Below are 24,957 nucleotides of genomic sequence, written 5' to 3'. Positions count from 1 at the left end.
GCGGTCGCCTAGTACTTTGAAACATCAGATTTTGCGCAAAGTACGCGCAAAACCTGTGTTTCAAAGCAAAGGAGAGGAAAGGTCTTTTTTTTGGCTTCCTTTCCTCTCCTATGGGGGTTATTTTAGTCGTTCGCGGTTTTCGGCCATTTTTTCAGTTTTAATGTCTTTGATTGCATCCCAGTTGTTTGAATCTAAGAAGCTTTCAAAGTCCGTTAGTGTGCTGTCAAATGTTCCTTCATCTTTTGAACGGATCAATGAGATGATCGTGCTGTTGATTTTGGTTTTGATGGCTGTGTTTGAACGTGCTTCAGCAGTTCCGGCATCTGGATCCGTATTTTCGATCACAAAGTGTGGATACAATTTGCCTTCGCCCCATTCTTGCATTTGAGTCAACGCATTTTCGGTTTTGACTTTCAGTGCATTGACACGGTCATTGTTAAAGTAGTTGAAACGGCTGATACCATATTTTTTGTTATAGCCTTCGTTGTCGGTTTGTTCCATTTCTTTGATTTCTGGCAAGTAATCGATTTTGCCTTCATCGTTGTATTCATACGTCACGCCTTCAACACCGAATTTTGTCAAAATTTGTCCTGGTTCATCGATCAAGTACGTGAAGAGTTGGGTTACTTTTGCTGGATCCGCCGCATCTTTTGTGATGTAGTTGATCAACCAGCCAGAGATTCCTGTTTGGTTCAAGGTTGCTTCACGACCAGACGTGCTGGCAGGGCCATCGATTGCGATGTAACGTGTGTCAGAGTTTTTCATGAATTCGGTGAAGTTCCCACCTTGTCCACTCGTTCCTGCGACTAAGATCGTTGCATAGTCCCCTTGTTTTACTTTTTCATCATAGGTTGGGCCGTCATCAGTAAAGCTGTCATCACTGATGTTGCCGTCACGATACACTTGATTGAAGGTTTTCAACCATGAGATATATTCTTCATCTAAGTTACGGTCGTAGAAAGCACCATCTTCATCTTCTAATGGAACACCTAAGAAATCTTGCAATTTATCTAAGAATGGTCCTGCTGTTTCGCCGATCGTTGTGAAGCCCATCGGTGTCAAATCAGGGAATTTCTCGCTGATTTCTTTCATGACTTTCACATAGTTTTCTGGAGTCGAAACATCTGGTTTGCCTAATGCTTCATAGACATCTTCACGGATCACAAAGTTGTCATTGACAGGAATATTGCCGCTTTCGTAGTCCGCTGCAGTGTTGGAATAGTTTGGATAGCCATAAGTTTTGCCATCATCTAAAGCAAACCATTTGAAGGTATCTTCGGTCACGACATTCATCAAATACGGATCGTATTGTTCCGCTAAATCGTTTAATGAGTATGCCCAGCTATCAGCTTTTGTGGCTGCTTGACTGGTTTTATCCATCAACGTCACGATATCAGGCATATCACCACTTGAAATCAAGGCATTTAATTTCGAATCATCCCCTGAAATAAATTCAATATCAATGTTCAAATCTTTTTTGATTTGGGCTGTCGTCACATCTTCACCAAATGGCAAAGCTGTCCAGTCTGAATTGATGTACCATGTGATCTTGGTTGGTTCTTCTTTGGTATCGAGTTTCCATGCTGGTGTCTTTTCATCTAACTCATACCGATCTTTGATAGAAAAATCCGAACTGCTGGCATTGTCTGAGCTGCCGCCACATGCCGCTAAGCTGAGTAATGCTGATGCTGCCAATAAACCGCCTACTACTTTTTTCATGTCTATCCCTCTTTCTATTCTTTTACTGCACCGGCCATCATACCGCCGATAAAGTGTTTTTGAAGCAATGGATATATAATTAAAATTGGCACTGTCGTGATGACGATCGTAGCCAACTGAACCCCACGGGTCGTTGCTTGGACGATAAAGTCAGTACTACCGCTTTCAGTCATCGTACTCAAGTTGGATTGGACGATGATTTCATAAATCTTCATTTGCAGCGGATAGAGATACTCTTTTGTGATATACAGTTTTGTCGTCATAAAATCATTCCATTGGCCAACCCCGTTGAACAAGATGATGGTTGCCAATGCCGGTTTCGTTAATGGTAAGAAGATTTTATAGAAGATTTGGAATTCACTTGCACCGTCTATCTTCGCCGATTCTTCGAGTGAAGGCGGAATCTCACGGAAAAAGTTCATTAAAATCACGACATCATAATAGCTGAACAAAGCTGGAATAATGTAGACCCAGAAAGAATCCAGTAATCCTAGCGAGCGAATCAGCAAGTACGTTGGAATCATCCCACCACTGAAGTACATGGTGATGACCCCCATCGTTGTATAGATGTTGCGGCCAACCAAGCGTGATTTACTCAATCCGTAAGCTACGATCGCACAAAACAAGGTATGGGTCGCAGCCCCAAGAACCGTTTTTAACACTGAGATCAAGAAGGCACGAGGGATACTTGCGTCGGAAAAAACTTTCCGATAGTTTTCCCAGGTAAAGCCTTTTGGCCATAACACGAGGCCGTTGCCCGCTAATCCAGAACTAGAAGACACGGAGGAAACCAAGATATTCCAAATCGGTACGATGATCATCAATGAGAATAAAATCAAGATCACGGTATTGAAGAAGTAAAACCATGTGTTTTCTTTTGCTTTTCTTTTGATCATGTTTTTTCCTCCTATAAGATAACTGAATTGCCGTTGTTCAACTTGCGGGTCACTCGATCCGTGATCACCAATAAGATGACGGAAATGACCGCGATCCCCAAGCCGACAGCAGTTGCATAAGAGAAATCACCTTGCGTCAACCCCATTTTATAAACAAAGGAGTTGATGACTTCTGAACGGTTTTGGTTCTGTGAATTCATCAAAACTAATGTTTGATCTAGGTTTGACCCTAAGATACCGCTCACATTCAGAATCAAGTTTAAGGAGATGATCGGTGTCAGTAAAGGCAATGTGATCGAACGAATTTGTCTTAGCTTGCTGGCACCATCGATTCGTGCGGCTTCATAAAACGTTGGATCGATCCGCGACATCCCTGCCAAGTAAAGGATCGTTCCCCAGCCGACTTCTTTCCATAGATCAGAAAGGACCGCGATCCACCAATATTTGCTTGGATCCAATAGATGATTGACCCCTTTGTCCATCAATCCTACAGACATCAGCACTTGGTTGATAAAGCCGTTCGTTGACAGCCAAGAAATCATCATCCCACCTAGCACGATCCATGAGAAAAAATGGGGAATGTATGAAACCGTTTGAATAAATTTCTTCAAGCGGCCATCTTGCATTTCAAAAATCATAATGGCTAACACAATCGGGATCGCAAAACCTAATCCTAATTTCAATAAGCTGATGGCTAACGTATTTCTAACCGCTTCCCAGAAAAAACTGTCATTCATAATGATACGGAAATTCTCTAACCCGACCCATGGTGCTGATGAAATGGTGTCAATCACCGTATAGTTTTTGAAAGCGATTATAATTCCGTAGATCGGAATATAATTAAATACGATCATAAATGCCACGCCGGGAAAAACCATCCAGTGAAGCTGCCGTTGACTATAAAACTTTTGCAGTTTACTCATACACAAAATCTCCTTCTTTCTATCCTCGCAACACTACGAATATCTCCACACTTCGGTGAAACGTTTCTACAAAAAGATTATATCCGCTGCCATTCAAAAATGCAAGCCTTTCCAATTATTTTTTTCAGCTTTTCTTTTTTCACAAATCTTGTTGGGTTCCTCACAAACATAAAAGCTTTTATATCAATGTTTTAAGATGAAATCATTTCCCTAAGAACTTCTAATTAATCAAATTTCACAAATATCACATTTTTCAAACATCGATTACTCCTCAGAAATTATTAAAAAATAAAAAGAAACGTTTCACCAAATGCACAAAAAAGCAGCAATCATTGCTGATTGCCGCTTCCTTCTATTCGCTTCTTTGCGGATAGCCAAAATGGTCATACGCTAACGGTGTTGCGATCCGCCCACGTGAGGTCCGTTTCAAAAATCCTTTTTGGATCAAAAACGGTTCGTACATATCTTCCACTGTTTCGGTTTCTTCCCCGATATTGACAGCGATCGTACTTAATCCCACCGGGCCGCCTTGATACAATTCGATCATCGTCCGAATCAATTTCTGATCGATATAATCCAAGCCAGCATGATCGACTGCCAAAAGCGCCAATGCCTGATCAGCAACGGTGCGATCGATCAAGCCATCTGCTTGCACTTGCGCATAATCGCGAACTCGTTTAAGCAACCGGTTGGCGATCCGCGGGGTGCCTCGGGACCGACGGGCGATTTCGATCGCCCCTTCTTCCACGATATCCGTTTCAAAGATGGACGCAGTCCGCTGCACGATCTCTTTTAAATCATGGTCTTCATAATATTGCATATGCGAAATGATCCCGAAGCGATCCCGTAGTGGTGCCGAGAGCATCCCCGCCCGCGTCGTTGCGCCGACTAAGGTAAATGGCGGAAGCGGAAAATGAACTGGGTGAGCCGTTGTCCCTTGCCCCACCATGATATCCACATAAAAATCTTCCATTGCCGAATAAAGCATTTCTTCGGCGACACGAGGCAAGCGATGGATCTCATCGATAAACAGAACATCCCCTGGCTGTAGCTCATTCAAGATCGCAATCAAATCCCCTGGTTTTTCGATCGCAGGACCGCTGGTCGTCTTGATTTGCACCTGCATCTCGTTGGCGATCACCATTGCCATCGTCGTTTTCCCTAAGCCTGGCGGACCATATAAGAGGACATGATCCAACGCTTCTTCTCGATTTTTCGCCGCTTGGATATAAATCGAAAGCTCCTGCTTGACTTTGTCTTGTCCGATATATTGGGCAAGGGTTTGCGGACGCAAGGATTTTTCGATGATCTCTTCTTGTTCAGTACTTTCTGGCGAAACAATTCGTTCATCCATCGTCTACTTGCTCCTTACTTTTTCATCATCAATCGGAGAGCTTCCCGCAAGTACTCATCCGTCGATTTTGTCGTATTCGCCGCTAATTGTTTTTCGGCTTTCTTGACTTCTTTTTCGCTATACCCCAATGCTTTCAAGGCTTCCATCGCTTCATCTAAAGCAGTCGTTGCCACGCTTAGAGGAACGATCGCTTCTTCTCCCACCAGTTCAGCCACTTTGCCTTTCAAGTCTAGGATCATTTGCTGCGCCGTCTTTTTACCGACACCTGGGAACTTAGTCAAATAGTTGACGTCCCCATTTTCGACTGCCGTGATCAACCCCGTATGGTCTTCATTGGCCATGATTGCTAACGCACTCTTTGGTCCAATACCTGAGACACTGATCAATTTTAAAAACAACTGCTTGCCTTCGATCGTGGCAAAGCCGTAGAGACTATGGGCATCTTCACGAATCACTTGGTGCAGATAGATTTTTACTTCTTGGTTCAACTTGCCGCTAAATGAATACGGATTGCCAAAAGCGATCTGATAGCCGATGCCATGGGTCTCAACGACGATATACGCCGGAAAGATATCCGTTACTTTTCCTATGATATATTCGTACATGTGCTTTCCTTTCTGTACATACGTTCCCTTTATTGTAGCACAGACGAGAGGGCAAAAAAAGGACTGTGAACGAAGGAAAAGGCTTAGCAGGAAACAAACGGAGGAAAAACCGTTGTTTCAGTCGCATTTTTTCAAACGAGACATGCTGCTGCGTCTTTTTTTCGCACACAGTTCCTAATACTTACTCAACGAGTGATTTGAATTCGCCATAGCCTTTTTCATCCATTTCTGCCAAAGGGATGAACTTCAATGCTGCCGAGTTGATACAATAGCGCAAACCGCCTTTGTCCTGAGGACCGTCTGAAAAAACATGTCCTAAATGAGAGTCAGCTTCTTTGCTGCGGACTTCTACTCGATGCATGCCGTGAGAAAAATCGGCTTTTTCTTGAATATCTTGGCGACTGATCGGCTTCGAAAAGGACGGCCAGCCACAACCAGCGTCATATTTATCAGTAGAAGCAAACAATGGTTCTCCGTTGACGATATCAACATAGATCCCTTTTTCATAAAAATCATCATACTCGCCAGTAAAGGGGCGTTCGGTTGCATTTTCTTGGGTCACCGCATATTCGATCGGCGACAATTTTTCTTTTAATTCTTTTTTATCTGTCATTTTTTCACCTGCTTTTCCTCTAGACTCATCCTGTATGCTCTATCATGCCTTTTTTCTTAGCGAATGTAAAATGACTTGCTCAAATTGTTTAAGGGTTTTGCAGCTTTTGCCAACGAGTCGTTGGTTCCGCAAAGTGGTAAAAATGCGGTTGGTCTTTTGTATAGATTTCTTCGGTTAAGACAGCTTCTGGCAAGTTGCCAAACAACCCAGCCGCAAAAAAATAGGTGTGTGCTTCTTTGAGGTAAAAGAACAGGCTCGAGCCGCATTGACTGCAGAATCCTCGCTGTGCCCACTCAGAAGAATCGTAACGTCGCAGCCACTTCGCTCCTTGAAGAGTCATCTGGTCCTCCGAACATGGCGCAAGAGCAAACATCGGTCCGCCGTGAAATTTCTGGCAGAGACTACAATGACAAACCGTGATTTCTTTCGCAACTCCCGTCAAGTTGATCGTGACTTTGCCGCAAAGACAACTACCAGAAACATCCATCCTTATTCCTCCTCCGTAAACTCTTGCAACAACTGATAGACCGCAGCGACAGGAAATCCTACGATCGTATAAAAATCGCCGTTTATCGATGAGACAAATATTTTGGCTGCCCCTTGGATCCCATAGGCGCCCGCTTTGTCTTGGTACTCATCTAAGACAAGATACTTGTCGATCTCTTGATCCGTCAAAGGACGAAACACAACTTCCGTCGAAACCACTGCTTGGCGTTGCTGTTTGCCTTTTTGCAAAACGACGGCGGTATGCACCCAATGGGTCCTTCCGCTCATTTTTCGCAACATCGACCGAGCATCTTTACGGTCTACTGGCTTTCCTAAGATTTCTTCATCCACCACGACCGTCGTATCGCTCGCGATCACCAGATCTTCAGGATATGCTTGCGTAATAGCCGCCGCTTTTTCTGCTGCCATCCGTTGGACATAAGGGATCGCCGCTTCGTTCGGTCGGACCGACTCGTCGATATCCGCTGGTATGACCGCAAATTCCGGGACTAACTCCGCTAATAATTCTTTGCGCCGCGGCGACTGTGAAGCCAAAATAATCATTCCATGCCACTCCTTGCTCGATGAGGATCTTGAATTCGTTTGAACATCCGCTCCATGTCGCTGTTGGTGAAATGGATCAGCACCGGACGGCCGTGGGGACAGTTGAAGGGATTCTCGCATTTCGCTAAATCTTGCAACAAGATTCGCGCTTGTGCTTCATTCAAATAGTGATTGGCTTTGATGGATCGTTTGCAGCTCATCATGATCGCGGTTGCTTCACGAAACTTTTTGACACTGACACTTCCTGTCGTCAATAACATATCGATCATTTCGCGGATGATGGCTTCTTCTTCACCGCTAGGGTACCACGTCGGGTGCGCTCGGACGATGAAACTATTGGTCCCAAAAGATTCCAGATGGATCCCGACTTCTGCCAGCTTGTCGCTTTGTTCTTGTAATTGCAGTGCATCGCTGTTGGGATAATCCAAAACGATCGGCACCAACAATTCTTGCAGGTCATTGGTCACTTCGCCGATTTTTTCGCGGTAATACTCATATTTGATTCGTTCTTGTGCCGCATGCTGGTCGACGATATATAGCCCCGCCTCGCTTTGGGCAAACAAATAGGTCCCATGCATCTGCCCAAAATAATCCAGTTGGGGAAAACGCTCCTTCGCTGGTTCTTCTTCCAGCAACCGTTCGACCGTTTTCAGGTAGTTGCGGTCATCCCCATGCATTTCCGGGTGCAGAGTCGCTTGACTTTGCAGATCTTGCGCCGTAAGCTCTGGCGTCTCATCTGGAAGAAAGGCAGGCGCTTCTGGCAGCGGCGCTTTTGTTTCCGTCTGTTCTTCCACAAATGGTTTTCGGACAGGCTTATTTGGCAACGTCTCTTCCAAACTGCGAAAGGTTTCCTCAGTTTCTTCCAACAAGTTTTCGCTAGATTCCTGTGGCATTTCTGGAAGTTTTCCACCTTCCTCCACAGGCTTTTCCACAGAGTTATCCACAGTCTGTTGATAAGTACTGCCCTGCACCTCAAATTTCCCGGTTTCGCGATTATAAGACAACCCAGAAGTCGAATTTCCTGCTGACTCCAGTTCCAAGCCAAGCTGCTGGGCTTTTGGCTGATCGGCAACTTTTTTCTTAAACCACAGATTGTCAGCGGCGTTAGGAATCAAATTGATTTCCCACAGCGCCTCATTGATGGCTTTACTGATTAGTTTGGTCAGTTCTTCTTCTTTTGACAAACGAACTTCTTGCTTAGTCGGATGAACATTGACATCGACTAATAAGGGATCCATTTTGATTTCAAGGACAGCTAATGGAAAACGACCGACCATCAATTTTGATCCGTAACCAGCAACGATCGCTTTATTCAAAGCGAAGTTGCGAATATAACGACCATTGATGATCGTGGATAAATAGTTGCGGCTAGCTCGGGTGACTTCTGGCAGTGACACAAAGCCAGTGACTTTAAAGTCGAGGTCCTCAGTATCGATCGCGATCATTTTTTTGGCGGTTTCCACCCCGTAGATCCCGGCGATAGTTTGTTTTAACTGCCCACTTCCAGTGGTGCTCAACATCTTATTGCCTTCATGAACGAGACGAAAAGCCACTTCTGGATGGCTCAGGGCGATCCGATTGACGATATCGCCGATATTTGCTAGTTCCGTTTGCAGCGTCTTGACATATTTCAAGCGTGCCGGTGTATTGTAAAAGAGGTTTTCGACAGTGATCTTGGTTCCTTGCCGCAAGTTGGCAGGCAAATGCTCTTCAACAGCGCCGCCTTTTAAGCGCACAAAGGAGCCTTGTTGGGCGCCTTTGACTGCCGTTTCAATCGAGAGGATCGAAACCGAAGCGATACTAGGCAAAGCTTCCCCGCGAAACCCGAGGGTACGTATTCGAAACAAGTCATCTCGATTGTGGATTTTACTGGTGGCGTGGCGTTTAAAGGCAGTCAAGACATCCTCTTCTGCAATTCCTTCGCCATTATCGATGACTTGGATTTTACGCAAGCCTGCTTCTTCAATAAAAATATCGATTTGGGTACTGCCGGCATCCACGGCGTTTTCAACTAATTCTTTGACGACAGAAGCTGGTCGCTCAACGACTTCTCCTGCCGCGATTTGGTTCGCCAGACGTTCGGATAACTCTTGGATCTTTCCCATCTGCTGACCTTCTTTCTAAATTCGTTTTTGCAGCTCGTACAATGTATTCAGAGCATCCATCGGGGTCATTTCCAACAGATTCAATTTCTTCAACTGATCGATAACCCCGATTTCTTCCGTAGATACTTCGCTAAACAACGACAACTGCTGACTTTCTTCGACGACTGGTTTTGGCTGTACCGTCGGTTCATGTTCTTCCAGCGCTTTTAAGATCGTGGCTGCGCGCTGTAAGAGTGCACTTGGCAGTCCAGCGATTTTGGCTACATGGATCCCATAGCTTTTATCTGCGGGCCCTTCCATCATCTTATGCAAGAAGACGACTTCGCCTTCTTTTTCAACGGCACCAACATGGACATTGCGCAAGTGTGCCAATTCCTCATCTAAAACCGTCAGCTCATGATAATGGGTGGAGAAAAGTGTTTTGGCATGAACTTCTTTGTGGATATATTCAATGATGGCTTGTGCCAATGCCATCCCATCATAGGTCGCAGTCCCACGCCCTAACTCATCAAACAAAATCAAGCTGTTAGGCGTTGCATGACGCAGCGCTTGGTTGGCTTCCATCATCTCCACCATAAACGTACTTTGACCGGCGATCAGATCATCGCTGGCACCGATGCGAGTAAAGATCCGATCGAAAATCGGCATCTCTGCAGATTGTGCCGGTACGAAACAGCCAATCTGCGCCATAATGACTAGCAAGGCAAACTGCCGCATATACGTACTTTTCCCAGACATATTTGGTCCTGTGATCAACAGGATCTCTGTTTCTTCATCCATTACGATACTATTCGGAATGTACTCTTGGTGACCAAGGACTTTTTCCACTACAGGATGACGGCCGTCGATGATCGATACCGCTCGTTTTTTCGCTACTGTCGGCCGCACGTATTGGTAACGTTCCGAAACCGTGGCGAAACTTTGTAGGACATCGACCGCGCTGACGGCTTTGGCTAACTTTTGTAGACGGGTGATACTCTTTTTCACTTCTTCACGGACGTCAAGAAACAGGCGGTATTCCAAATCCACCGATTTCTCTTCGGCTTCTAAAATCAAAGTCTCCAGTTTTTTCAACTCGGGTGAAATAAAGCGTTCCGCATTGGCTAACGTTTGCTTGCGCTCGTAGCGAGAGGTATCTAAATTCACTAGATTGGCTTTCGTGATCTCAATGTAATAGCCAAAGACGCGGTTGAACCCAACTTTCAAGTTTTTGACCCCCGTCGCTTGGCGTTCGTTGGCTTCTAATTCCGCCAGCCATTGCTTGCCGTTACGCATCGCTGTACGGTATTCATCTAATTGTTGATGGAACCCATCTTTGATGATGTTGCATTCTGTGATCTGCAACGGGGCATCTTCATCGATCGCCGCATCGATCAGTGCAACCAAATCATCTAGGGGCGTTAATTCCAGCAGCAAGTCATTCCACTCGCCACGGTTGATGCCTTGCAGCAATTGCGCGATCAAAGGCACTTGCTCCAAAGAAGATTTCAACTGCAGCAAATCGCGGCCATTGACATTTCCGAAGGCAACCCGTCCGACTAAGCGTTCCATGTCATAGACTTTCGTCAGCGCTTCTTGCAGATCTGCTCGCTCAAAGAAACTGTCTAGTAACGATTGGACCATTTCTTGGCGGGCAGTGATTTTCTTTGGCTGGATCAAGGGACGGTCCAACCATTGCTTTAACAAACGTCCCCCCATTGAGGTTTTTGTCTCGTCCAGCAACCACAAAAGAGTCCCTTGTTTTTTGCCAGTTCGAATCGACTGCGTCAATTCTAAGTTGAATTTGGAATAATGATCCATTTTCAAGGCATGATCGGGCTGATATTCCACGGCTTGTTGAATATGCGCTAAACTGCGTTTTTGGGTGATCGCCAAATAACTTAGCAACTTCCCTGTGACTACTTTTTCTAACTCTTGGGAGAGAGGTTCTGTTAAAAATTGAAATTCGGCATTTTCTTCCAACGTTTCTTGCTTAGAAAACACGACATTCAAGCGATTGGTCAGTGTTGTTTGCAATGACTCAGGGATCTCGCTGCACAAAACGACTTCTTTCGTTTGCAGAGCGGCTGCCTCATTGACGACAGCTTCTTCATCTTCCAATTGCGCTGCTTTTAATTCACCGGTACTTAGATCGACATAGGCAAAGCCAAAACGCTCCCCTTGCTGCAAAACAGCTGTCAAAAAGTTGTTTTCTTTGGCGGATAGGCCTTTACTGTCCATCACCGTTCCCGGCGTGATCAGTTGAACGACTTCGCGTTTGACCATTCCTTTGGTGGTTTTTGGATCTTCCACTTGCTCACAAATCGCTACTTTGTAGCCTTGCTCGATCAAGGTGTCGATGTAATTGCTGGCGGCGTGGTAAGGCACCCCACACATAGGGATCGGTTCCTCCGCATTTTTGTTGCGGCTGGTTAACGTCAGTTCTAAAATTTGTGCTGCCTTGACAGCATCCTCATTAAATAATTCATAGAAATCCCCTAAACGATAGAATAAAAAAGCATCTTGGTACTGAGCCTTGATGCTTAAATACTGTTCCATCATCGGGGTATTTTTAGTTTTTTGAGGCATTGGTTTCATCCTCCTCGATGGCTTTATTCATTTTCTTTTGGATCTCCGTCGTGACATATTGCAGCAATTCATCTGCTTGCAGTAACGCTTGGCGATAAGCAACCACTAAAGGATGCTGCTCGTATTCGTTTGTCAATGACGCATAACGCTGCTCGGCAGCTTTTTTTGCTTCAGGTTTCTCATAATGCTCAAATTGAACGATCTCTTTTTGCGCTTGCTTCAGCGCTTCTTCCAGCTCCAATAGCCCTTGGTTTTGCAAGGCTCGTGCTTGGATTTCTTGAAATTCTTGAACGATCGGATGATCAGACAAGAGCTTTTGCAAAGCAGCCAGCTCTTGGGCAACGTGTGGTTCTTTGACTAATTGCTCTTCCATGCTTCTCCTATTCTGTAAACGGGCGATCTTCACTGATTTGGATCGGACGGATCGATTTTGCTTTACCAGTGGCTTCATCAATCTCAAGCAAGCAAGCCGACAAAATACTGCGGCCTTTTTCAATCACTTCAAATCGTTGCGGCAACGCCGTCAAAAATTTCTCAATGACTGGTTCGCGTTTCATTCCCAAAATCCCATCATAAGGACCAGTCATACCGACATCTGACAAATAAGCCGTTCCTTGGGGCAAAATCCGCGCATCATTGGTCTGGACATGGGTATGCGTGCCGACGACTGCCGAAACACGGCCATCCAAATACCAGCCCATCGCTTGTTTTTCGCTGGTGGTTTCCCCATGAAAATCCACAAAGATAAACGGTGTACGTTTGCGGGCAATCGCAACCAGTTCATCCATTTTGCGAAACGGATCATCAAGGTCTACCATGAACGAGCGAGCTTGCATGTTGATCACCGCCAATTCAATGGTGTTGACTTTCACAAATACCATGCCGACGCCCGGTGTTCCTTCTGGAAAATTGGCTGGACGAATCATTTTCTTCGCATCGCCAATAAATTCAAAAATGTCACGGTTGTCCCATGTATGATTGCCTAATGTCACGACATCGACACCATCTTGCAAAAATTTCTTATAGATTTTACCAGTGATCCCACGACCCGCCGCTGCATTCTCGCCGTTTGCGATCGTCACCTGTGGTCGATACACCTTTTTTAATTTTGGAAGGTACTCCGTGATCGTTTCTCTTCCTAATGAACCAACTACATCTCCAATGAATAATACCCGCACACATTTTTCCTCTTCTCTTTTAGCTTCTTTTCTATTATAAGGGTTTTGGTCCAGAAAAAAAAGGTTCTTTCACTTGCGGTTCTTCCCTGCAGCAGGACAAAAAAACACGCTAGACTCTTTCGCATCAGTCTAGCGTGTTGCCGCGTTCTCTAGGAAACGGTAGTGTCTTCTTTCCCGACATGTTCCACGATCGCCACGATCAAATCACGGGCTTTTTCCATCGCTTCCACGGTAATAAATTCATACTGGCCATGGAAGTTTTCACCGCCGACAAATAAGTTCGGTGTTGGAATGCCTTTATAGGTGATTTTCGAGCCATCGGTCCCGCCACGAAACGGTGCTTCGATCGGCGTCACGCCAATCGCTTGCATCCCTGCTCGGGCAGCTTCGATACTGCGGGGATCTTTCTTGATCAAATCCCCCATATTGTAATATTGATCATACAGCGTATAGGTGATACGTTCTTGCCCATAGGCTGTGTTCAGTTCATCAATGATCCCTACGATGTTGGCTTTTCGCTGTTCAAAAAGCGTATGATCGTGATCACGAATGATATAAGAAACTTCTGCTCGACCAATATGTCCCGTCAAATTGTGCAGCAGGTAGAAGCCTTCATACCCGCGGGTGCGTTCAGGAACTTCCTCTGCTGGTAATGCATCATCGATTTGATGCGCGATTTTCAAGGCGTTGACCAAACGACCATAGGCAGTCCCAGGATGCACACTCGTACCGTCGATCGTTATATCGATACGAGCCGCATTAAAGGTTTCATACTCCATATGGCCCACGCGACCACTGTCCATCGTGTAAGCAAATGCTACTGGAAAATCCGCCGCATCAAAGCGATCAGCGCCAGTCCCGATCTCTTCGTCAGGACCAAAAGCGACCCAGACATCGCCACGCTTATGCGCATCCATCGTTTGTAAGATCCGCAGCGCATCAATGATCTCTGCGATACCAGCTTTATCATCTGCACCCAGCAGGGTCGTTCCATCCGTTGTGATCAACGTTTCGCCGACATAATCTTTGAGATTCGGAAATTCAGCAGTTGTCATATAAATGGCTTTTTCTTTATTTAAACAAACATCCTTGCCATCGTAATTTTCATGGATCTGCGGCTGAATATTTTCAGCTTCGAAATCTGCCGTATCTACATGGGCAATAAAGCCAATCGCCGTTTTTTCAGGATTACCAGGTAGACGTCCGATCACAAAACTATTCTTTTCGTAGTAAGCAACATCCGCTACCCCCATCTCGATCAACTGATCTTTCAATAAAAGAGCCAACTCAACTTGTCCCGGCGTCGTTGGGATGCTCTGACTCGTCGCGTCCGAGCGAGTATTCATTTTTGCATAGGTCAAAAAATCCTTTAAGATTGCTTTCAATTCTGCACGTCCTTTTTCTTCAATTATTTTGTTCTCCCTATAACGACAAGGGTCGATTGTCCGTTTCGTGGATCACTTGTCGAAAATCAGCAAAGCCAGCTGCTAACCCGCGCAGCAAGATTTCTGCCGTTCCCATATTGGTGGCTAAAGGAATCTCGTATACATCCGACAAGCGAATCAATGCCGTTACATCTGGTTCATGGGGTTGTGCGGCTAAAGGATCGCGCAAAAAAATCACCATGTCCAAGTCATCTTGCGAAATCATGGCGCCAATTTGCTGATCTCCTCCCAGCGGTCCTGATTTGTAGCGGTGGACAGGCAACTGGGTTGCTTCTTCAATTCTCTTTCCCGTAGTTCCTGTTGCAAAAAGTTCGTGCTGCGCTAAAATTTCTCGATAGGCAGTCACTAATTTTACCATTACATCCTTTTTTCGATCATGAGCAATCAATGCGATTTTCATTTGCTGCATTCCCCCTTTTTTTCTATTGTACCAATTTATTTTCTTTGCGACCGAGAAAAAACAAAAAAACATAGCACAGATGCCGCAAACCGGCTGTGCTATGTCTAAAGGATTCCTTTTAAATCAGTTGTAATTCTTTTAAGGCTAACCAGATGCCATCTTCATCATTGCTAGCGGTCACCATATCTGCGACTTGTTGGATCTCAGGGACCGCATTGCCCATGGCCACACCGACACCTGCGGCGGTCAGCATCTCACGATCGTTTTGGCCATCACCAAAACAGATCACATCTTCTTGCGCTATCCCTAATTGTTCCGCGATACACAGGATCGTTGCTGCTTTGGAGCCTTCTTTTGGAACGACATCCACACTGTTTTCATGCCAACGCACAAAACGCAGTTTGCTGTATTTCTCGTCAAAGAAATGCTCATACTCTTTTCCGTAAAAAGCCAATGCTTGATAGACTTCTTTTTCTTCGGGAAAATCCATGTCCAACTCAGGAAGTTGGGCACCAAAGGAATGCATCGCTGCTTCCATTTTAGCAATATCCAACGAAGACGCTCGTTTCGCTGTATCCATCCCGACAAATGCCGTGTCAATCCCAAGCTCTTGGGCTTCTGCCACGAAAGCAGCCAATTGCGTTTCATCGAGTAAGTTTTTATATACCTGCTGATGCGAAAGAAAAGCAGCTGCCCCATTACATAAAATGTAATTATCAAAGGACAACGAACGAATAATATCTTGGGCGTGGAAACGACTGCGCCCAGTGGCAACGGTCACGAAATGGCCGGCATCTCGCAGAAGATCAAGGGCTTTTAGCGTACTGTCTAGTGGCTGTTTGTTCGAGTCAAGCAAGGTTCCATCAATATCAAAGGCAAAGAATTTCCGATTCATAAAAGGTTAAGGCTCGCTTTCTATTAAGAAGTAACTAAGATTTTGGTCTTGGTTGCGGTCATTTTTACAAAAAACAGCAAGAAAAACCGTACATACTTATTCTTAACACAAATAGGCGCTGATTTCAACGCTCCGTTAAGGGATGATAGCTTCTTTCAAGAGAAATTTCAGAAACTGCTGAACTTCTATGAAGGCATGTCTCGCAGCAGTAGCTAGCTGCTGCTCAAAAACTTGCGGTGCCTCTGCCCCCGCAAGATCGGAGATCCCACGAATATTCACTACAGGTACCCGATAAAATTTTGCTATTTGTGCAATCGCTGTACTCTCCATATCCGAAGCCAGTGCCTCAGGAAAACGCGTTTTTACTTGCTCAACAAAGGCAGGGCTACTCATAAAGGAATCCGCCGTCAAAATCATTCCTTGGTGGCGCTTATAGGTTGCAGTTGATTGCGGAGTGTCGAAGTACCTTGTGATTTTCTTTTGCCAGTCTGACGGTAATGGATACACAGCAGGCATTTGCGGTACTTGTCCGAAATCATAGGAAAAACCCGTTGCATCCACGTCACTGTATAGCAGTTGTTGGGCAAAAACAACATCTCCTACAGCACACTTAGGATTCAGCCCACCTGCTGACCCCGTGTTGATGATGACATCCGGACGAGCCCCTTCACAGAGCAGGCCAGTCGCAAATGCGGCATTGGCTTTTCCAATGCCTGTTTCTATTAAAACCAGTGATCCTGTCATCGCCTCGTAGAACCACTGACTCTCAGTGATGCAACATTTTCCTTGTTTTCGTAACAGCTTTCCAGGATATATTTGATGAAAGGGTGCCAGCTCCTCCGACATTGCCGCCACAATTGCGATCGTTATTGGAGTTCTTGCCATAAGGGTTCAATCTCCTCTTGTACATCTACTTTCGTTCCACCAAAGTTTTCTTCAATATATTCTTTAACCGCCTGACTGTGGTATAATGCAGCCAATTTTTGGAGCGCTGGCTCTGCTTGTCTGTCTTTTGTCGTGACTAAGACATTGATGCTCGTTTTCGTATTTTGGTCGATCTCTTCTTTATAAAGGGAGTCTGTCAGCACATTCAGTCCTCCTTCAAACGCAACAGTGTTGCTGATCAATGCTAAATCAACGTCTTGTAAAATACGCGGGCCGGTTGTGTCATCGATCAAGCGAAACGAGAGATTTCTAGGATTGTCACTAACGTCTGAGGGTGTCCCTGTGCCATTATCAAAATCAGCAGATAGCGTAATCAATCCTGCCGTCTCCAACAAACGAAGCCCTCGTGCGGTATTAGCGGGATTGTCAGCTATTGCCACAGTAGCTTCTTCGGGAACTTCGGATAACGCCTCATATTTGTCAGAATAGATACCCATCGGTTCCATGTACGTCGTAGCAATCGGCACCAAAGCCGTCTCACTGTCTTGATTGAAACTCAGTAAATACCCTAATGACTGGAAGGCATTGACATCTACTTCACCATCAACTGTAGCAGTGTTAAGTTGGGGACCACTATCAATCTCCTTGACTTCGATCGTCAAACCGGCTTCACGAGTGGCATCCAGATCAGCGATAAATTTCCATATCTGAGCATCGCTGCCCACCGAACCAATCACAACTTTTTCTGTCTCCCCTTGCTCCTTTTGATCCTCTGTTCTTGTTTCTACTTGTTGCCCACAACCAACCAATAAAAGACCTGCACTCACTAAAGTTAGCCAAATCGCTTTTTTCATTACACAACCACCCTTTCTACTTTGATCCTTTTTTCATCCATGCATCGTCATTCCACCAGTAACGTTGATCGCCTGCCCTGTCAGATAACTAGCTAAGGGACTAGCTAGGAATAAAACCACATTCGCAACATCTTGTGGTGTCCCTGTACGTCTTAAGGGCACTTGTGAAGCATCTTCTGCTTCAATTTCTGCTACTGTGAGCCCCCTAAGCTTAGCACCGTCAACTCGTTCACGCTGTTTCATTTCCGTTTCAATGATCCCGGGGCAAACAGCATTGACCTGAATACCGTCAGCAGCTACTTCTAACGCCAAATTTTTCGTCAACCCAATGACCGCATGTTTAGAGGCTACATAGGCTGTCATCCCGCGATAAGGATTTTTCCCTGCTTGTGAAGCAATAACGACTACCCGGCCAGCTTTTTTGACCTGTTTCATCTCAGCAGTAAATGTTCGCAAAACGAGGTAGGCACCTCGCGTGTTGACAGCAAATACCCGATCGAAGTCTTCCGTTTGACTTGCTAAAAAATCATCCATGATCGAAATTCCCGCGACATGAATCAAAACGTCAGGAACCAGTTGCCGTTTAACTAATTCATCGCGCAGTCTCAAAACGGATGCTTCTTCACAAATATCGAGAAAACATTGGTAAGCATTAGCCGATGTTTGACTGAACGTATCTTTGTATTGACGATCCGCATCGATAACGACCGCTGATTCCGTCAAAAATGTACGCCGAACCGCTGCACCAATCCCTTGAGCACCACCAATGACAAGAACGATTTTCTGCTTTAATTGGGGAAATACCATATCGTCACCTAAACAACTTTCCGTTCAAAAGCATCTTCACTGATTCCTTGTTCGAGTACTGATTTTGCCCATTCTTTTGCAGAAAATAATGAATGATCTCGATAGTTTCCACAGCTTTTCGCATCTGTTCCTTGAACGTCTTCCCACTCGATCTCCGTTACGATTTGGGTCAATGTATCTTTTAATACCCGTGCAACTTCAGCTGGCTCATAGCGTTCCCAAACAAGCAAATGAAAGCCGGTACGGCAACCAAAAGGAGAAATATCAATGATTCCTTCTAACCGATCCCGCAACAGTGCTGCTAACAGGTGCTCCAATGTATGGATCGCTCCAGTAGGGATCTCTGCTTTGTTGGGTTGAGCAAAGCGCAAATCGTAGTTGGTGATGGTATCTCCCTTTCCTCCAGTTTCTGTCGTGATCACACGAACATATGGTGCAATCACTTTGTTGTGATCCAGTGTAAAGCTTTCTACTTCTGCCATAGTTGTTCTCCTACTTTCTCATTTTTTAAACAGCGGGTACTCCCTGAAGCCCCCAAACTTCTTGGGCAACTTCCGTAATCAAGTTTATTTTTTTCCATTGCTCTTCTTCTGATAAAATATTGCCTTCTTCTGTTGAAGCAAAACCACATTGCGGGCTCAGGCTGAGACGATCAAGGGGGATATAGGCACTGGCTTCATTGATACGAGCAATTAGGGAAGCTTTGTCTTCTAATTGGCCGTCTTTGCTCGTCACTAATCCTAAAACAACCTTTTTGTCAGCCGGCACGTAACGCAATGGTTCAAAGCCACCGGAGCGCTCGTCGTCAAACTCTAAGAAAAAGGCCTCCACAGTCTCACGACCAAACAAAGTAGCCGCTACTGGTTCATATCCCCCGGAAGTAGCCCACGTCGAGTGATAATTGCCACGACAAATGTGGGTCGTCACATGAAGATCCTCTGGTAGATCTACTAACGCACGATTATTCAACTCCACGTATATTTCTTGTAATGCGGTTGGATCGAATGAACCATTGGTCATCGTTTGCCAGAAATTCTGATCAACTAGCATTCCCCACGTACAATCATCCAGTTTGATCTGTCGGCAACCAAGTGTATACAAGGCAAGGATCGTTTCTCGATAGGCACGACCAATATCCTCAAATAATACTTCTCGATCTGGATAAAAGCGGTCTACATAAGCTTCATTTGTATCACGAACCAATTCTGTATAAAACTGTGCAGGCGCCGGTATGCTTTGACGCACCGGTACTCCCTCGGCAACTTTGGCCGCAAACCGATACTCATCAAATACAGGATGCGAAGGATCAAAGGCAACCTTGCCAACAAGTCGCGCTGAATCCGCTCGAGTCTCTTCTCCCTGGAACAAGTATCCTTGCTCCATGAGCGTATGCTCGACCCCAGCAAGCCCCCAGAAGAAGTCAAGGTGCCAATAACTTCTCCGAAACTCGCCATCGCTTACCACCTTCAGGCCGGCTGCTTTTTGCTTAGCAATCAACTCCTTGATTGCTTGATCTTCCACTTCTTTCAACTCTTTTCCAGAAATAACACCTGCGGTATAGGCCTCTCTGGCTTTCTTGAGGGGTTCTGGCCGCAGAAAACTTCCAACGATTTCATGGTGATTGATTGATTGACACATCTGAATTCCTCCTTTTTTTGGGTAAAAAAAAATCCTTAAGAGAGTATTCTCCTAAGGATGTAATAACTTACATGGTACCACCTTTGTTTGTATCTGCCTTACAGCAAACACCTCTGCTCCAATGCGACGCTACTGCGTGATATTGGGATCCATGATAACGGAGATCGCCGTGCACCTCTAAAAAAATTTTTCTCGAAGTACCCACTCAAAAGCCATTTTCAGATTCGTTTTCTTCCGCCCCTTTTCAGCTGTCAGGGCTCTCTGTCAGGAATTCCGCAAAATCTTACTTTCTTTATCAACGTGTTTTCTGTTTGATTTTTAACAAGGATAGCAGAAGGTCGAAGAGCTGTCAATCCACTTTTTCGTAAAAAAAAGAAGCATCGCTGCTTCTTTTCCTTGATTATGATTAGTCGACATAGGTCGATTTTGAGTTGTTCAACCATGCGTAACCTAGCCCCATGACCAAGCCACCGCCGATATAGTTGCCGATAAAGGCAAAGACTAAATTATGGATCACACTGCCGACAGTCATACCTGCCAAGTGTCCGCCTGAAGCCCAGAAAGCTAAAGTAAATGCTGGGAAGTTAGCAATAACGTGTTCAAAGCCTAAGAAAGCAAAGATAAAGATGATGAAAATGATGGCCGCTATTTTTCCGGCGTCATCTTTCATCCGCATACTTACTAACACGGCTGTGTTTACTACGATATTGGCAAACATCGCTTCTACTAAAATTTGGATAGTGGATTTTTCTAATTTCGCAGTGATCGAGGTCAGCATAAAGTTATCTGCTGTCAGTCCTTGGAACGGACCTGTCAGCGCAACGATCGAGCCAAAGATCACGCCGCCGATCAAGTTGAATAAGACGCACGTAAACAAAATTTTCAATGCCAAAGGAATACTTAGACGTTTCCGGTAAACCCCAACAGTCATATATAACATATTCGATGTTCCTAATTCTGCGTTCATATAAAGAATCATGACTAAAGACCAGCTAAACATAAATGCATACAAAATTTTTCCTAACCCGTGAACCATCGATTCACCTTTCATAGCGATCGCAAAAGCAATAGCTGTTCCGAGGGTCAAGAATAAACAAGCCATCATCGCACGTACAGCGTAACGCAAATAACTACTCTTGATCAGATCGATTTTCTTTTCTATGGAAGAATCGATCTTCTCAAATAATGGGGATACTGGATTCATTTTTTCTACTCCTTTTATGAATAATTTCACTTCGTTATCATTTGCACAATACTTTCATATTCTAATGACGAAAAGCTGTTTTGTAAAGAGATATTTGAAAATATAAGTAATTAATGAAAAATTTCAAGATTTGTTTTCATCAAATCCAAAGTCAGCTCCATCTTGACTTTTGCCCCTAGTTTGTCGTATACTATTCCTTGTGTAAAATAATGCAGCAGGAAAATAACAGCTCGTCACCAGTTCGTTGCCCCTCGGGTGCAATTGCGTAACCGCGGCTGCAAAGGTGAAGATTGAAGAACGAACTGCACGAATGTGAGTTTTTCAACGGATTATTTTACTCCAAACTATTTTATTGGAGGAACTAAATTATGTCTCGTTATACAGGACCATCATGGAAAATTTCTCGTCGTTTAGGAATTTCTTTATCAGAAACTGGAAAAGAATTGGCACGTCGCCCTTACGCTCCAGGTCAACACGGACCAAACAGCCGTGGCAAAAAATCAGAATACGGCATGCAATTAACTGAGAAACAAAAATTGCGTCATATGTATGGTATGAACGAACGTCAATTCCGTACATTGTTTATCAAAGCAAGCAAAATCAAAGAAGGTAAACACGGTGTTAACTTCATGATCTTGTTAGAACAACGCTTAGATAACGTTGTTTACCGTCTAGGTTTAGCAACTACTCGTCGTCAAGCACGTCAATTAGTAAACCACGGTCACGTTTTAGTTGATGGCAAACGCGTTGATATCCCTTCATACCACGTTGAAGTTGGACAAGTCATCAGCGTTCGTGAAAAATCACAAAACATCTCAACAATCAAAGAAGCAGTTGAAGCAACAGCTGGCCGCGCGTCATTTGTAAGCTTTGATAGCGAAAAATTAGAAGGTTCATTAACTCGTTTACCTGAGCGTGATGAATTGTCTGCAGAAGTTGACGAAGCACTAGTCGTTGAATTCTACAACCAAAAACTTTAAGATTTCAACCGACACGATTCCTTTTTGGAATCGTGTTTTTTTGTGGAATCAACGGATTTACGGATCCTCTTAAGAAGACCCTTGAAAAAAATACTAAAAAAACCGACAATGATACATCGCTGTATTCATTTGCCGGTTTTGTTCCTATTATTTTATTAGATAAAGTTCGCAACAGATTCGCCTTCTTCTTGCTTTTGGCGATAATTAAACATGAGCAGCTCTGTTTGGCGTCGTTTGAAAATGATCTTTCGTAAGTTTCGTGGCACGAATTTACGAATATCTTCTTCATTGTACCCCACTTGGAGCTTGTTCTCATCTAATATAATTGGTCGTTTCAATAAGTTCGGGTATTTTTCGATCAATGAAAGCAGCTCTTCTAGCTTCAACTCTTCTAAATCAATGTCTAACTTTTGGTACACTTTCGAACGAGTAGATATAATGTCTTCCGTTCCATTTTTCGTTAAAGAAAGAATCTCCATTAGTTCATCACTATTTAATGGATCGCTAAAAATGTTTCTCTCTTTAAATGGTAGTTCATTTTCGGTCAACCATGCACGGGCTTTACGACATGACGTACAGCTGGGTGTTGTATATAGTGATATCATTTGTTCATTCTTCCTTTCTCTTTGATGTACTTCGATTTTTTGTCTGGTGCTCAACCTTCGATTTGATCGATCGTTTCCTGTTTGACGATATCGGCGATTCGAATATTGATCTCTTTGACTTTCAAAGAAGTCAAGCGGCTAATTTCTTCTAAGACCACTTCTTGGACTTGCGCAAAGAGTTTGGGGATATCTTTGCCGTAAGCCACGATTACTTCCAAATCAACTGCAACCTCTTCTTTGCCAACTTCGACATCAATACCAGAAGCGACTTGTGGCTGTTCTTCAAGGTTTTCGGTCATATCTGAAAGAAATCTGCCATTTACACTAATCAAGCCATCAATTGACTGCAAAGCGACACCAACAATTGTTTCAATGACTTTCTCCTCAAAGGACAGTGGACTTGCTTGCGCTGCTTCATTAGACACATTCGTTGTTTGCTGATCGTCAGTCATTTTTCACACTCCTTGGTTAAATAAGAAAGGATACTAGAGACATCGCAAAGTCGCACATACGACCTTGTCTAAAGTGGACATTCCTCTTGGGAATTTTTTTCCCTACCTTTCTAGCATAAATTCTTTTTGTTTTTTTTACAAAGAAAAACACTTGTTTTCGGAATAAATTTATCATGCGAAATAAAATGAATGCGCTAAAAAAATCTCAAAGCATAATTTTCTTGAAATGATTCATTTTTCTTGACAAAAAAAAAGAAAGCAGCTACACCGCTCTCCTTTTTTCTTTGTTATTTTGACAAGGCATCTAATGGATCAATCAGTTGATGCCGGGCTAAACTAGGTGAAAGACTAACTTCAAAATGCAAGTGAGGACCTGTACTGTTCCCCGTACTTCCCATGGAAGCAATCACTTCGCCTTGTTCCACCGTCTGCCCAACCTCTACTAAATTGCGGTGATTGTGAGCATACAGTGTCGTCAAGCCATTTTGATGTTCGATCGCTACATAATTCCCCCAGGAAGCATGATATTCTGAGCGAATCACCGTTCCTGAAAGACTAGCCATGATCGGGGTTCCTTGAGGTGCTGCAAAGTCGACCCCACGATGGAACCCGCTACCCCGTGGACCAAACATTGATGAGATGACCGGATCACTAACCGGATAAATCATTTTTTCATTACCCGTTGGCAACTCTGCTTTCTCTTTGTCATAACTCGTCAACGCATAAGCTTCGATCAAAGCGTTCAATTTTTCATTGTATTGCGTATCTGATGCATACCGTCCCGTCAAATATTCCGTGGCATCTTCATAGGTTTCGGTTTCTGACTTCCAAGCGCCTTTATAAAAATTCGGATTGTGAGCCAATCCTTCTTTCAACAATTTCGCATAATCTTTTAAAGAAGATTCGATGCTGTCATACTGACGGAAGGTCGAACGGATGGTGTATAAATTGCCGTTTCCATCGTCTTCTTGTGTTGGGAAAGAAACCCCATTTCCTTCATATAGTCCTTTGATCCCAAAAAGATTATAGAACGGCTCCTGACTCAACTGACTTTGCGCACTACCGGATTCTAAGATTGCTTGGGCAATCATCACAGATGCGTAAAGATCTTCTTCTAAGCCGACTTTACGGGCATCCTCACCAATCTTCATAATAAAGTCCCATGTTTCTTTGACTGGGGTGACTTCAAATTTTGACGTGCCACCAGTCTGAGGTGTTGTGATTGTCAATTCAGGTACATTGGGCACTTCCTTGATCTCAGGTGTTGGCTGGCTCGGGTTCGTTTCTGGTTTTGTCGGTTGACTTGGTTCTCCCTCTGGATCTTGTTCCTCCGGTGCCGGTTCCGGAATTGGCGTAGGCTCGGGTTCTGGTGTCGGTTCCGGATCAGGCTCAGTTGGTTCTGACGGTTCTGGACTTGGCTCTGGTTCCGGTGTTGGTTCCGGACTCGGCTCCGGTTCTGGTGTTGGCTCCGGGCTGGGCTCTGGTTCCGGCGTCGGTGCTGGTTGTGCCGGAACAGCTTCATCATTTTCAGCTGGCGTTCTTGGCACGTCAGACTCTCCGGTCGATGCTTCTGTAGTTGTTCCTCCGTCTTCACTTGACACAGACATCAATGCACTCGTTTGATCAACATTTGATTCACGACTCACAGCAGAAGCCGCAGCAGAAACCGGCAATAGTGTCAACAATTGACTGGAAATGACAGAGATTGCCATCCATTTTTTCATTTTCATTAAATAAGTCATCCTCCTTTGTCACACCTTCTATCATACCTAAAAAGCACC

At 44.4% G+C, this 24,957-nt stretch carries 25 protein-coding genes and 1 other annotated feature; of the genes, 1 reads left to right on the top strand and 24 read right to left on the bottom strand.

The window, feature by feature from the left end; all coding sequences use genetic code 11:
* Positions 1-117: 117 nt before the first annotated feature.
* From ACI3E5_RS01840 to ACI3E5_RS01740, 21 genes are all read right to left on the bottom strand, one after another.
* Complete coding sequence (locus tag ACI3E5_RS01840; RefSeq protein WP_005227174.1) at positions 118-1,719, bottom strand: type 2 periplasmic-binding domain-containing protein; 1,602 nt, start codon at positions 1,717-1,719, stop codon at positions 118-120.
* A 14-nt stretch (positions 1,720-1,733) separates the two neighbouring features.
* Positions 1,734-2,615 (bottom strand): carbohydrate ABC transporter permease, encoded by an 882-nt coding sequence (locus ACI3E5_RS01835; RefSeq protein WP_005227173.1) that lies wholly within the window; start codon positions 2,613-2,615, stop codon positions 1,734-1,736.
* Between the two features lie 11 nt (positions 2,616-2,626).
* Positions 2,627-3,538 carry an ABC transporter permease gene (locus ACI3E5_RS01830; protein ID WP_005232388.1) on the bottom strand — a complete coding sequence of 304 codons (912 nt, stop codon included), beginning with the start codon at positions 3,536-3,538 and terminating at the stop codon, positions 2,627-2,629.
* 352 nt (positions 3,539-3,890) lie between these two features.
* Positions 3,891-4,892 carry a Holliday junction branch migration DNA helicase RuvB gene (gene ruvB, locus ACI3E5_RS01825; RefSeq protein WP_005227171.1) on the bottom strand — a complete coding sequence of 334 codons (1,002 nt, stop codon included), beginning with the start codon at positions 4,890-4,892 and terminating at the stop codon, positions 3,891-3,893.
* Between the two features lie 14 nt (positions 4,893-4,906).
* Positions 4,907-5,497: a Holliday junction branch migration protein RuvA gene (ruvA, locus tag ACI3E5_RS01820; protein ID WP_005232405.1), complete on the bottom strand. Its 591-nt coding sequence runs from the start codon at positions 5,495-5,497 to the stop codon at positions 4,907-4,909.
* A gap of 181 nt (positions 5,498-5,678) precedes the next feature.
* Positions 5,679-6,110 (bottom strand): peptide-methionine (R)-S-oxide reductase MsrB, encoded by a 432-nt coding sequence (gene msrB, locus ACI3E5_RS01815; RefSeq protein WP_008376288.1) that lies wholly within the window; start codon positions 6,108-6,110, stop codon positions 5,679-5,681.
* Between the two features lie 88 nt (positions 6,111-6,198).
* Positions 6,199-6,597: a GFA family protein gene (locus ACI3E5_RS01810; RefSeq protein WP_269924151.1), complete on the bottom strand. Its 399-nt coding sequence runs from the start codon at positions 6,595-6,597 to the stop codon at positions 6,199-6,201.
* Positions 6,598-6,599: 2 nt separating this feature from the next.
* Positions 6,600-7,160 carry a Maf family protein gene (locus tag ACI3E5_RS01805; protein WP_201705669.1) on the bottom strand — a complete coding sequence of 187 codons (561 nt, stop codon included), beginning with the start codon at positions 7,158-7,160 and terminating at the stop codon, positions 6,600-6,602.
* Positions 7,157-9,265 (bottom strand): DNA mismatch repair endonuclease MutL, encoded by a 2,109-nt coding sequence (mutL, locus tag ACI3E5_RS01800; RefSeq protein ID WP_498820734.1) that lies wholly within the window; start codon positions 9,263-9,265, stop codon positions 7,157-7,159. The genes ACI3E5_RS01805 and mutL overlap by 4 nt, the downstream gene beginning before the upstream one ends.
* Before the next feature lie 15 nt (positions 9,266-9,280).
* Positions 9,281-11,833 carry a DNA mismatch repair protein MutS gene (gene mutS, locus ACI3E5_RS01795; RefSeq protein WP_498855847.1) on the bottom strand — a complete coding sequence of 851 codons (2,553 nt, stop codon included), beginning with the start codon at positions 11,831-11,833 and terminating at the stop codon, positions 9,281-9,283.
* A complete protein-coding gene (locus ACI3E5_RS01790; protein WP_005227164.1) occupies positions 11,817-12,206 on the bottom strand; it encodes a YlbF family regulator in 390 nt (129 codons plus the stop codon). Before ACI3E5_RS01790 ends, mutS begins: the two co-directional genes overlap by 17 nt.
* 7 nt (positions 12,207-12,213) lie before the next feature.
* The gene (locus ACI3E5_RS01785; RefSeq protein ID WP_005227163.1) at positions 12,214-13,011 is read right to left on the bottom strand and encodes a TIGR00282 family metallophosphoesterase; all 798 of its coding nucleotides are present in this window, start codon (positions 13,009-13,011) and stop codon (positions 12,214-12,216) included.
* 149 nt (positions 13,012-13,160) lie between these two features.
* On the bottom strand, positions 13,161-14,396 hold the full coding sequence (pepT, locus tag ACI3E5_RS01780) for a peptidase T (RefSeq protein WP_096742125.1): 1,236 nt from the start codon (positions 14,394-14,396) through the stop codon (positions 13,161-13,163).
* A 37-nt stretch (positions 14,397-14,433) separates the two neighbouring features.
* Positions 14,434-14,856: a methylglyoxal synthase gene (locus ACI3E5_RS01775; RefSeq protein ID WP_008376307.1), complete on the bottom strand. Its 423-nt coding sequence runs from the start codon at positions 14,854-14,856 to the stop codon at positions 14,434-14,436.
* 118 nt (positions 14,857-14,974) lie between these two features.
* The gene (locus ACI3E5_RS01770) at positions 14,975-15,751 is read right to left on the bottom strand and encodes a Cof-type HAD-IIB family hydrolase (protein WP_498820732.1); all 777 of its coding nucleotides are present in this window, start codon (positions 15,749-15,751) and stop codon (positions 14,975-14,977) included.
* A gap of 135 nt (positions 15,752-15,886) precedes the next feature.
* On the bottom strand, positions 15,887-16,636 hold the full coding sequence (locus ACI3E5_RS01765) for a 5'-methylthioadenosine/adenosylhomocysteine nucleosidase (protein ID WP_233618990.1): 750 nt from the start codon (positions 16,634-16,636) through the stop codon (positions 15,887-15,889).
* Positions 16,618-17,490, bottom strand: a complete 873-nt coding sequence (locus ACI3E5_RS01760; RefSeq protein WP_142424753.1) for a MetQ/NlpA family ABC transporter substrate-binding protein — start codon at positions 17,488-17,490, stop codon at positions 16,618-16,620. The genes ACI3E5_RS01765 and ACI3E5_RS01760 overlap by 19 nt, the downstream gene beginning before the upstream one ends.
* A gap of 33 nt (positions 17,491-17,523) precedes the next feature.
* The gene (locus tag ACI3E5_RS01755) at positions 17,524-18,297 is read right to left on the bottom strand and encodes an SDR family oxidoreductase (protein WP_081118858.1); all 774 of its coding nucleotides are present in this window, start codon (positions 18,295-18,297) and stop codon (positions 17,524-17,526) included.
* An 8-nt stretch (positions 18,298-18,305) separates the two neighbouring features.
* Positions 18,306-18,779, bottom strand: a complete 474-nt coding sequence (locus tag ACI3E5_RS01750) for an S-ribosylhomocysteine lyase (RefSeq protein ID WP_498820731.1) — start codon at positions 18,777-18,779, stop codon at positions 18,306-18,308.
* 25 nt (positions 18,780-18,804) lie between these two features.
* Positions 18,805-19,935, bottom strand: coding sequence for a 5-methyltetrahydropteroyltriglutamate--homocysteine S-methyltransferase (locus ACI3E5_RS01745; protein WP_498820730.1), 1,131 nt, complete (start codon positions 19,933-19,935; stop codon positions 18,805-18,807).
* Between the two features lie 50 nt (positions 19,936-19,985).
* Positions 19,986-20,243 (bottom strand) — a binding site (T-box leader).
* Between the two features lie 98 nt (positions 20,244-20,341).
* Positions 20,342-21,139, bottom strand: coding sequence for a formate/nitrite transporter family protein (locus tag ACI3E5_RS01740; RefSeq protein ID WP_077453877.1), 798 nt, complete (start codon positions 21,137-21,139; stop codon positions 20,342-20,344).
* 368 nt (positions 21,140-21,507) lie between these two features.
* On the opposite strand from ACI3E5_RS01740, the gene rpsD reads away from it, so the two are divergent.
* Positions 21,508-22,119 (top strand): 30S ribosomal protein S4, encoded by a 612-nt coding sequence (rpsD, locus tag ACI3E5_RS01735; protein ID WP_005227158.1) that lies wholly within the window; start codon positions 21,508-21,510, stop codon positions 22,117-22,119.
* 155 nt (positions 22,120-22,274) lie between these two features.
* On the opposite strand, the gene spx is transcribed toward rpsD, so the two are convergent.
* From spx to ACI3E5_RS01720, 3 genes are all read right to left on the bottom strand, one after another.
* Positions 22,275-22,724 (bottom strand): transcriptional regulator Spx, encoded by a 450-nt coding sequence (gene spx, locus ACI3E5_RS01730; RefSeq protein ID WP_010748641.1) that lies wholly within the window; start codon positions 22,722-22,724, stop codon positions 22,275-22,277.
* A 50-nt stretch (positions 22,725-22,774) separates the two neighbouring features.
* Positions 22,775-23,176: an Asp23/Gls24 family envelope stress response protein gene (locus tag ACI3E5_RS01725; protein WP_005227156.1), complete on the bottom strand. Its 402-nt coding sequence runs from the start codon at positions 23,174-23,176 to the stop codon at positions 22,775-22,777.
* 287 nt (positions 23,177-23,463) lie between these two features.
* Positions 23,464-24,906, bottom strand: coding sequence for a M23 family metallopeptidase (locus ACI3E5_RS01720; RefSeq protein WP_498820729.1), 1,443 nt, complete (start codon positions 24,904-24,906; stop codon positions 23,464-23,466).
* Positions 24,907-24,957: the final 51 nt, after the last annotated feature.

The sequence above is a fragment of the Candidatus Enterococcus avicola genome, assembly GCF_047470845.1.
Classification (GTDB): Bacteria; Bacillota; Bacilli; order Lactobacillales; family Enterococcaceae; genus Enterococcus_D; species Enterococcus_D casseliflavus.
Note: the sequence above shows the minus strand (reverse complement) of the source record. Positions and strands in the feature narration are given on the sequence as shown.

What these genes read in the sequence shown, in the direction of transcription:
- ACI3E5_RS01840 (WP_005227174.1), bottom strand. Translation starts at nt 1,719, where the DNA reads ATGAAAAAAGTAGTAGGCGGTTTATTGGCAGCATCAGCATTACTCAGC.
- ACI3E5_RS01835 (WP_005227173.1), bottom strand. Translation starts at nt 2,615, where the DNA reads ATGATCAAAAGAAAAGCAAAAGAAAACACATGGTTTTACTTCTTCAAT.
- ACI3E5_RS01830 (WP_005232388.1), bottom strand. Translation starts at nt 3,538, where the DNA reads ATGAGTAAACTGCAAAAGTTTTATAGTCAACGGCAGCTTCACTGGATG.
- ruvB (WP_005227171.1), bottom strand. Translation starts at nt 4,892, where the DNA reads ATGGATGAACGAATTGTTTCGCCAGAAAGTACTGAACAAGAAGAGATC.
- ruvA (WP_005232405.1), bottom strand. Translation starts at nt 5,497, where the DNA reads ATGTACGAATATATCATAGGAAAAGTAACGGATATCTTTCCGGCGTAT.
- msrB (WP_008376288.1), bottom strand. Translation starts at nt 6,110, where the DNA reads ATGACAGATAAAAAAGAATTAAAAGAAAAATTGTCGCCGATCGAATAT.
- ACI3E5_RS01810 (WP_269924151.1), bottom strand. Translation starts at nt 6,597, where the DNA reads ATGGATGTTTCTGGTAGTTGTCTTTGCGGCAAAGTCACGATCAACTTG.
- ACI3E5_RS01805 (WP_201705669.1), bottom strand. Translation starts at nt 7,160, where the DNA reads ATGATTATTTTGGCTTCACAGTCGCCGCGGCGCAAAGAATTATTAGCG.
- mutL (WP_498820734.1), bottom strand. Translation starts at nt 9,265, where the DNA reads ATGGGAAAGATCCAAGAGTTATCCGAACGTCTGGCGAACCAAATCGCG.
- mutS (WP_498855847.1), bottom strand. Translation starts at nt 11,833, where the DNA reads ATGCCTCAAAAAACTAAAAATACCCCGATGATGGAACAGTATTTAAGC.
- ACI3E5_RS01790 (WP_005227164.1), bottom strand. Translation starts at nt 12,206, where the DNA reads ATGGAAGAGCAATTAGTCAAAGAACCACACGTTGCCCAAGAGCTGGCT.
- ACI3E5_RS01775 (WP_008376307.1), bottom strand. Translation starts at nt 14,856, where the DNA reads ATGAAAATCGCATTGATTGCTCATGATCGAAAAAAGGATGTAATGGTA.
- ACI3E5_RS01770 (WP_498820732.1), bottom strand. Translation starts at nt 15,751, where the DNA reads ATGAATCGGAAATTCTTTGCCTTTGATATTGATGGAACCTTGCTTGAC.
- ACI3E5_RS01765 (WP_233618990.1), bottom strand. Translation starts at nt 16,636, where the DNA reads ATGGCAAGAACTCCAATAACGATCGCAATTGTGGCGGCAATGTCGGAG.
- ACI3E5_RS01760 (WP_142424753.1), bottom strand. Translation starts at nt 17,490, where the DNA reads ATGAAAAAAGCGATTTGGCTAACTTTAGTGAGTGCAGGTCTTTTATTG.
- ACI3E5_RS01755 (WP_081118858.1), bottom strand. Translation starts at nt 18,297, where the DNA reads ATGGTATTTCCCCAATTAAAGCAGAAAATCGTTCTTGTCATTGGTGGT.
- ACI3E5_RS01750 (WP_498820731.1), bottom strand. Translation starts at nt 18,779, where the DNA reads ATGGCAGAAGTAGAAAGCTTTACACTGGATCACAACAAAGTGATTGCA.
- ACI3E5_RS01745 (WP_498820730.1), bottom strand. Translation starts at nt 19,935, where the DNA reads ATGTGTCAATCAATCAATCACCATGAAATCGTTGGAAGTTTTCTGCGG.
- ACI3E5_RS01740 (WP_077453877.1), bottom strand. Translation starts at nt 21,139, where the DNA reads ATGAATCCAGTATCCCCATTATTTGAGAAGATCGATTCTTCCATAGAA.
- rpsD (WP_005227158.1), top strand. Translation starts at nt 21,508, where the DNA reads ATGTCTCGTTATACAGGACCATCATGGAAAATTTCTCGTCGTTTAGGA.
- spx (WP_010748641.1), bottom strand. Translation starts at nt 22,724, where the DNA reads ATGATATCACTATATACAACACCCAGCTGTACGTCATGTCGTAAAGCC.
- ACI3E5_RS01725 (WP_005227156.1), bottom strand. Translation starts at nt 23,176, where the DNA reads ATGACTGACGATCAGCAAACAACGAATGTGTCTAATGAAGCAGCGCAA.
- ACI3E5_RS01720 (WP_498820729.1), bottom strand. Translation starts at nt 24,906, where the DNA reads ATGAAAATGAAAAAATGGATGGCAATCTCTGTCATTTCCAGTCAATTG.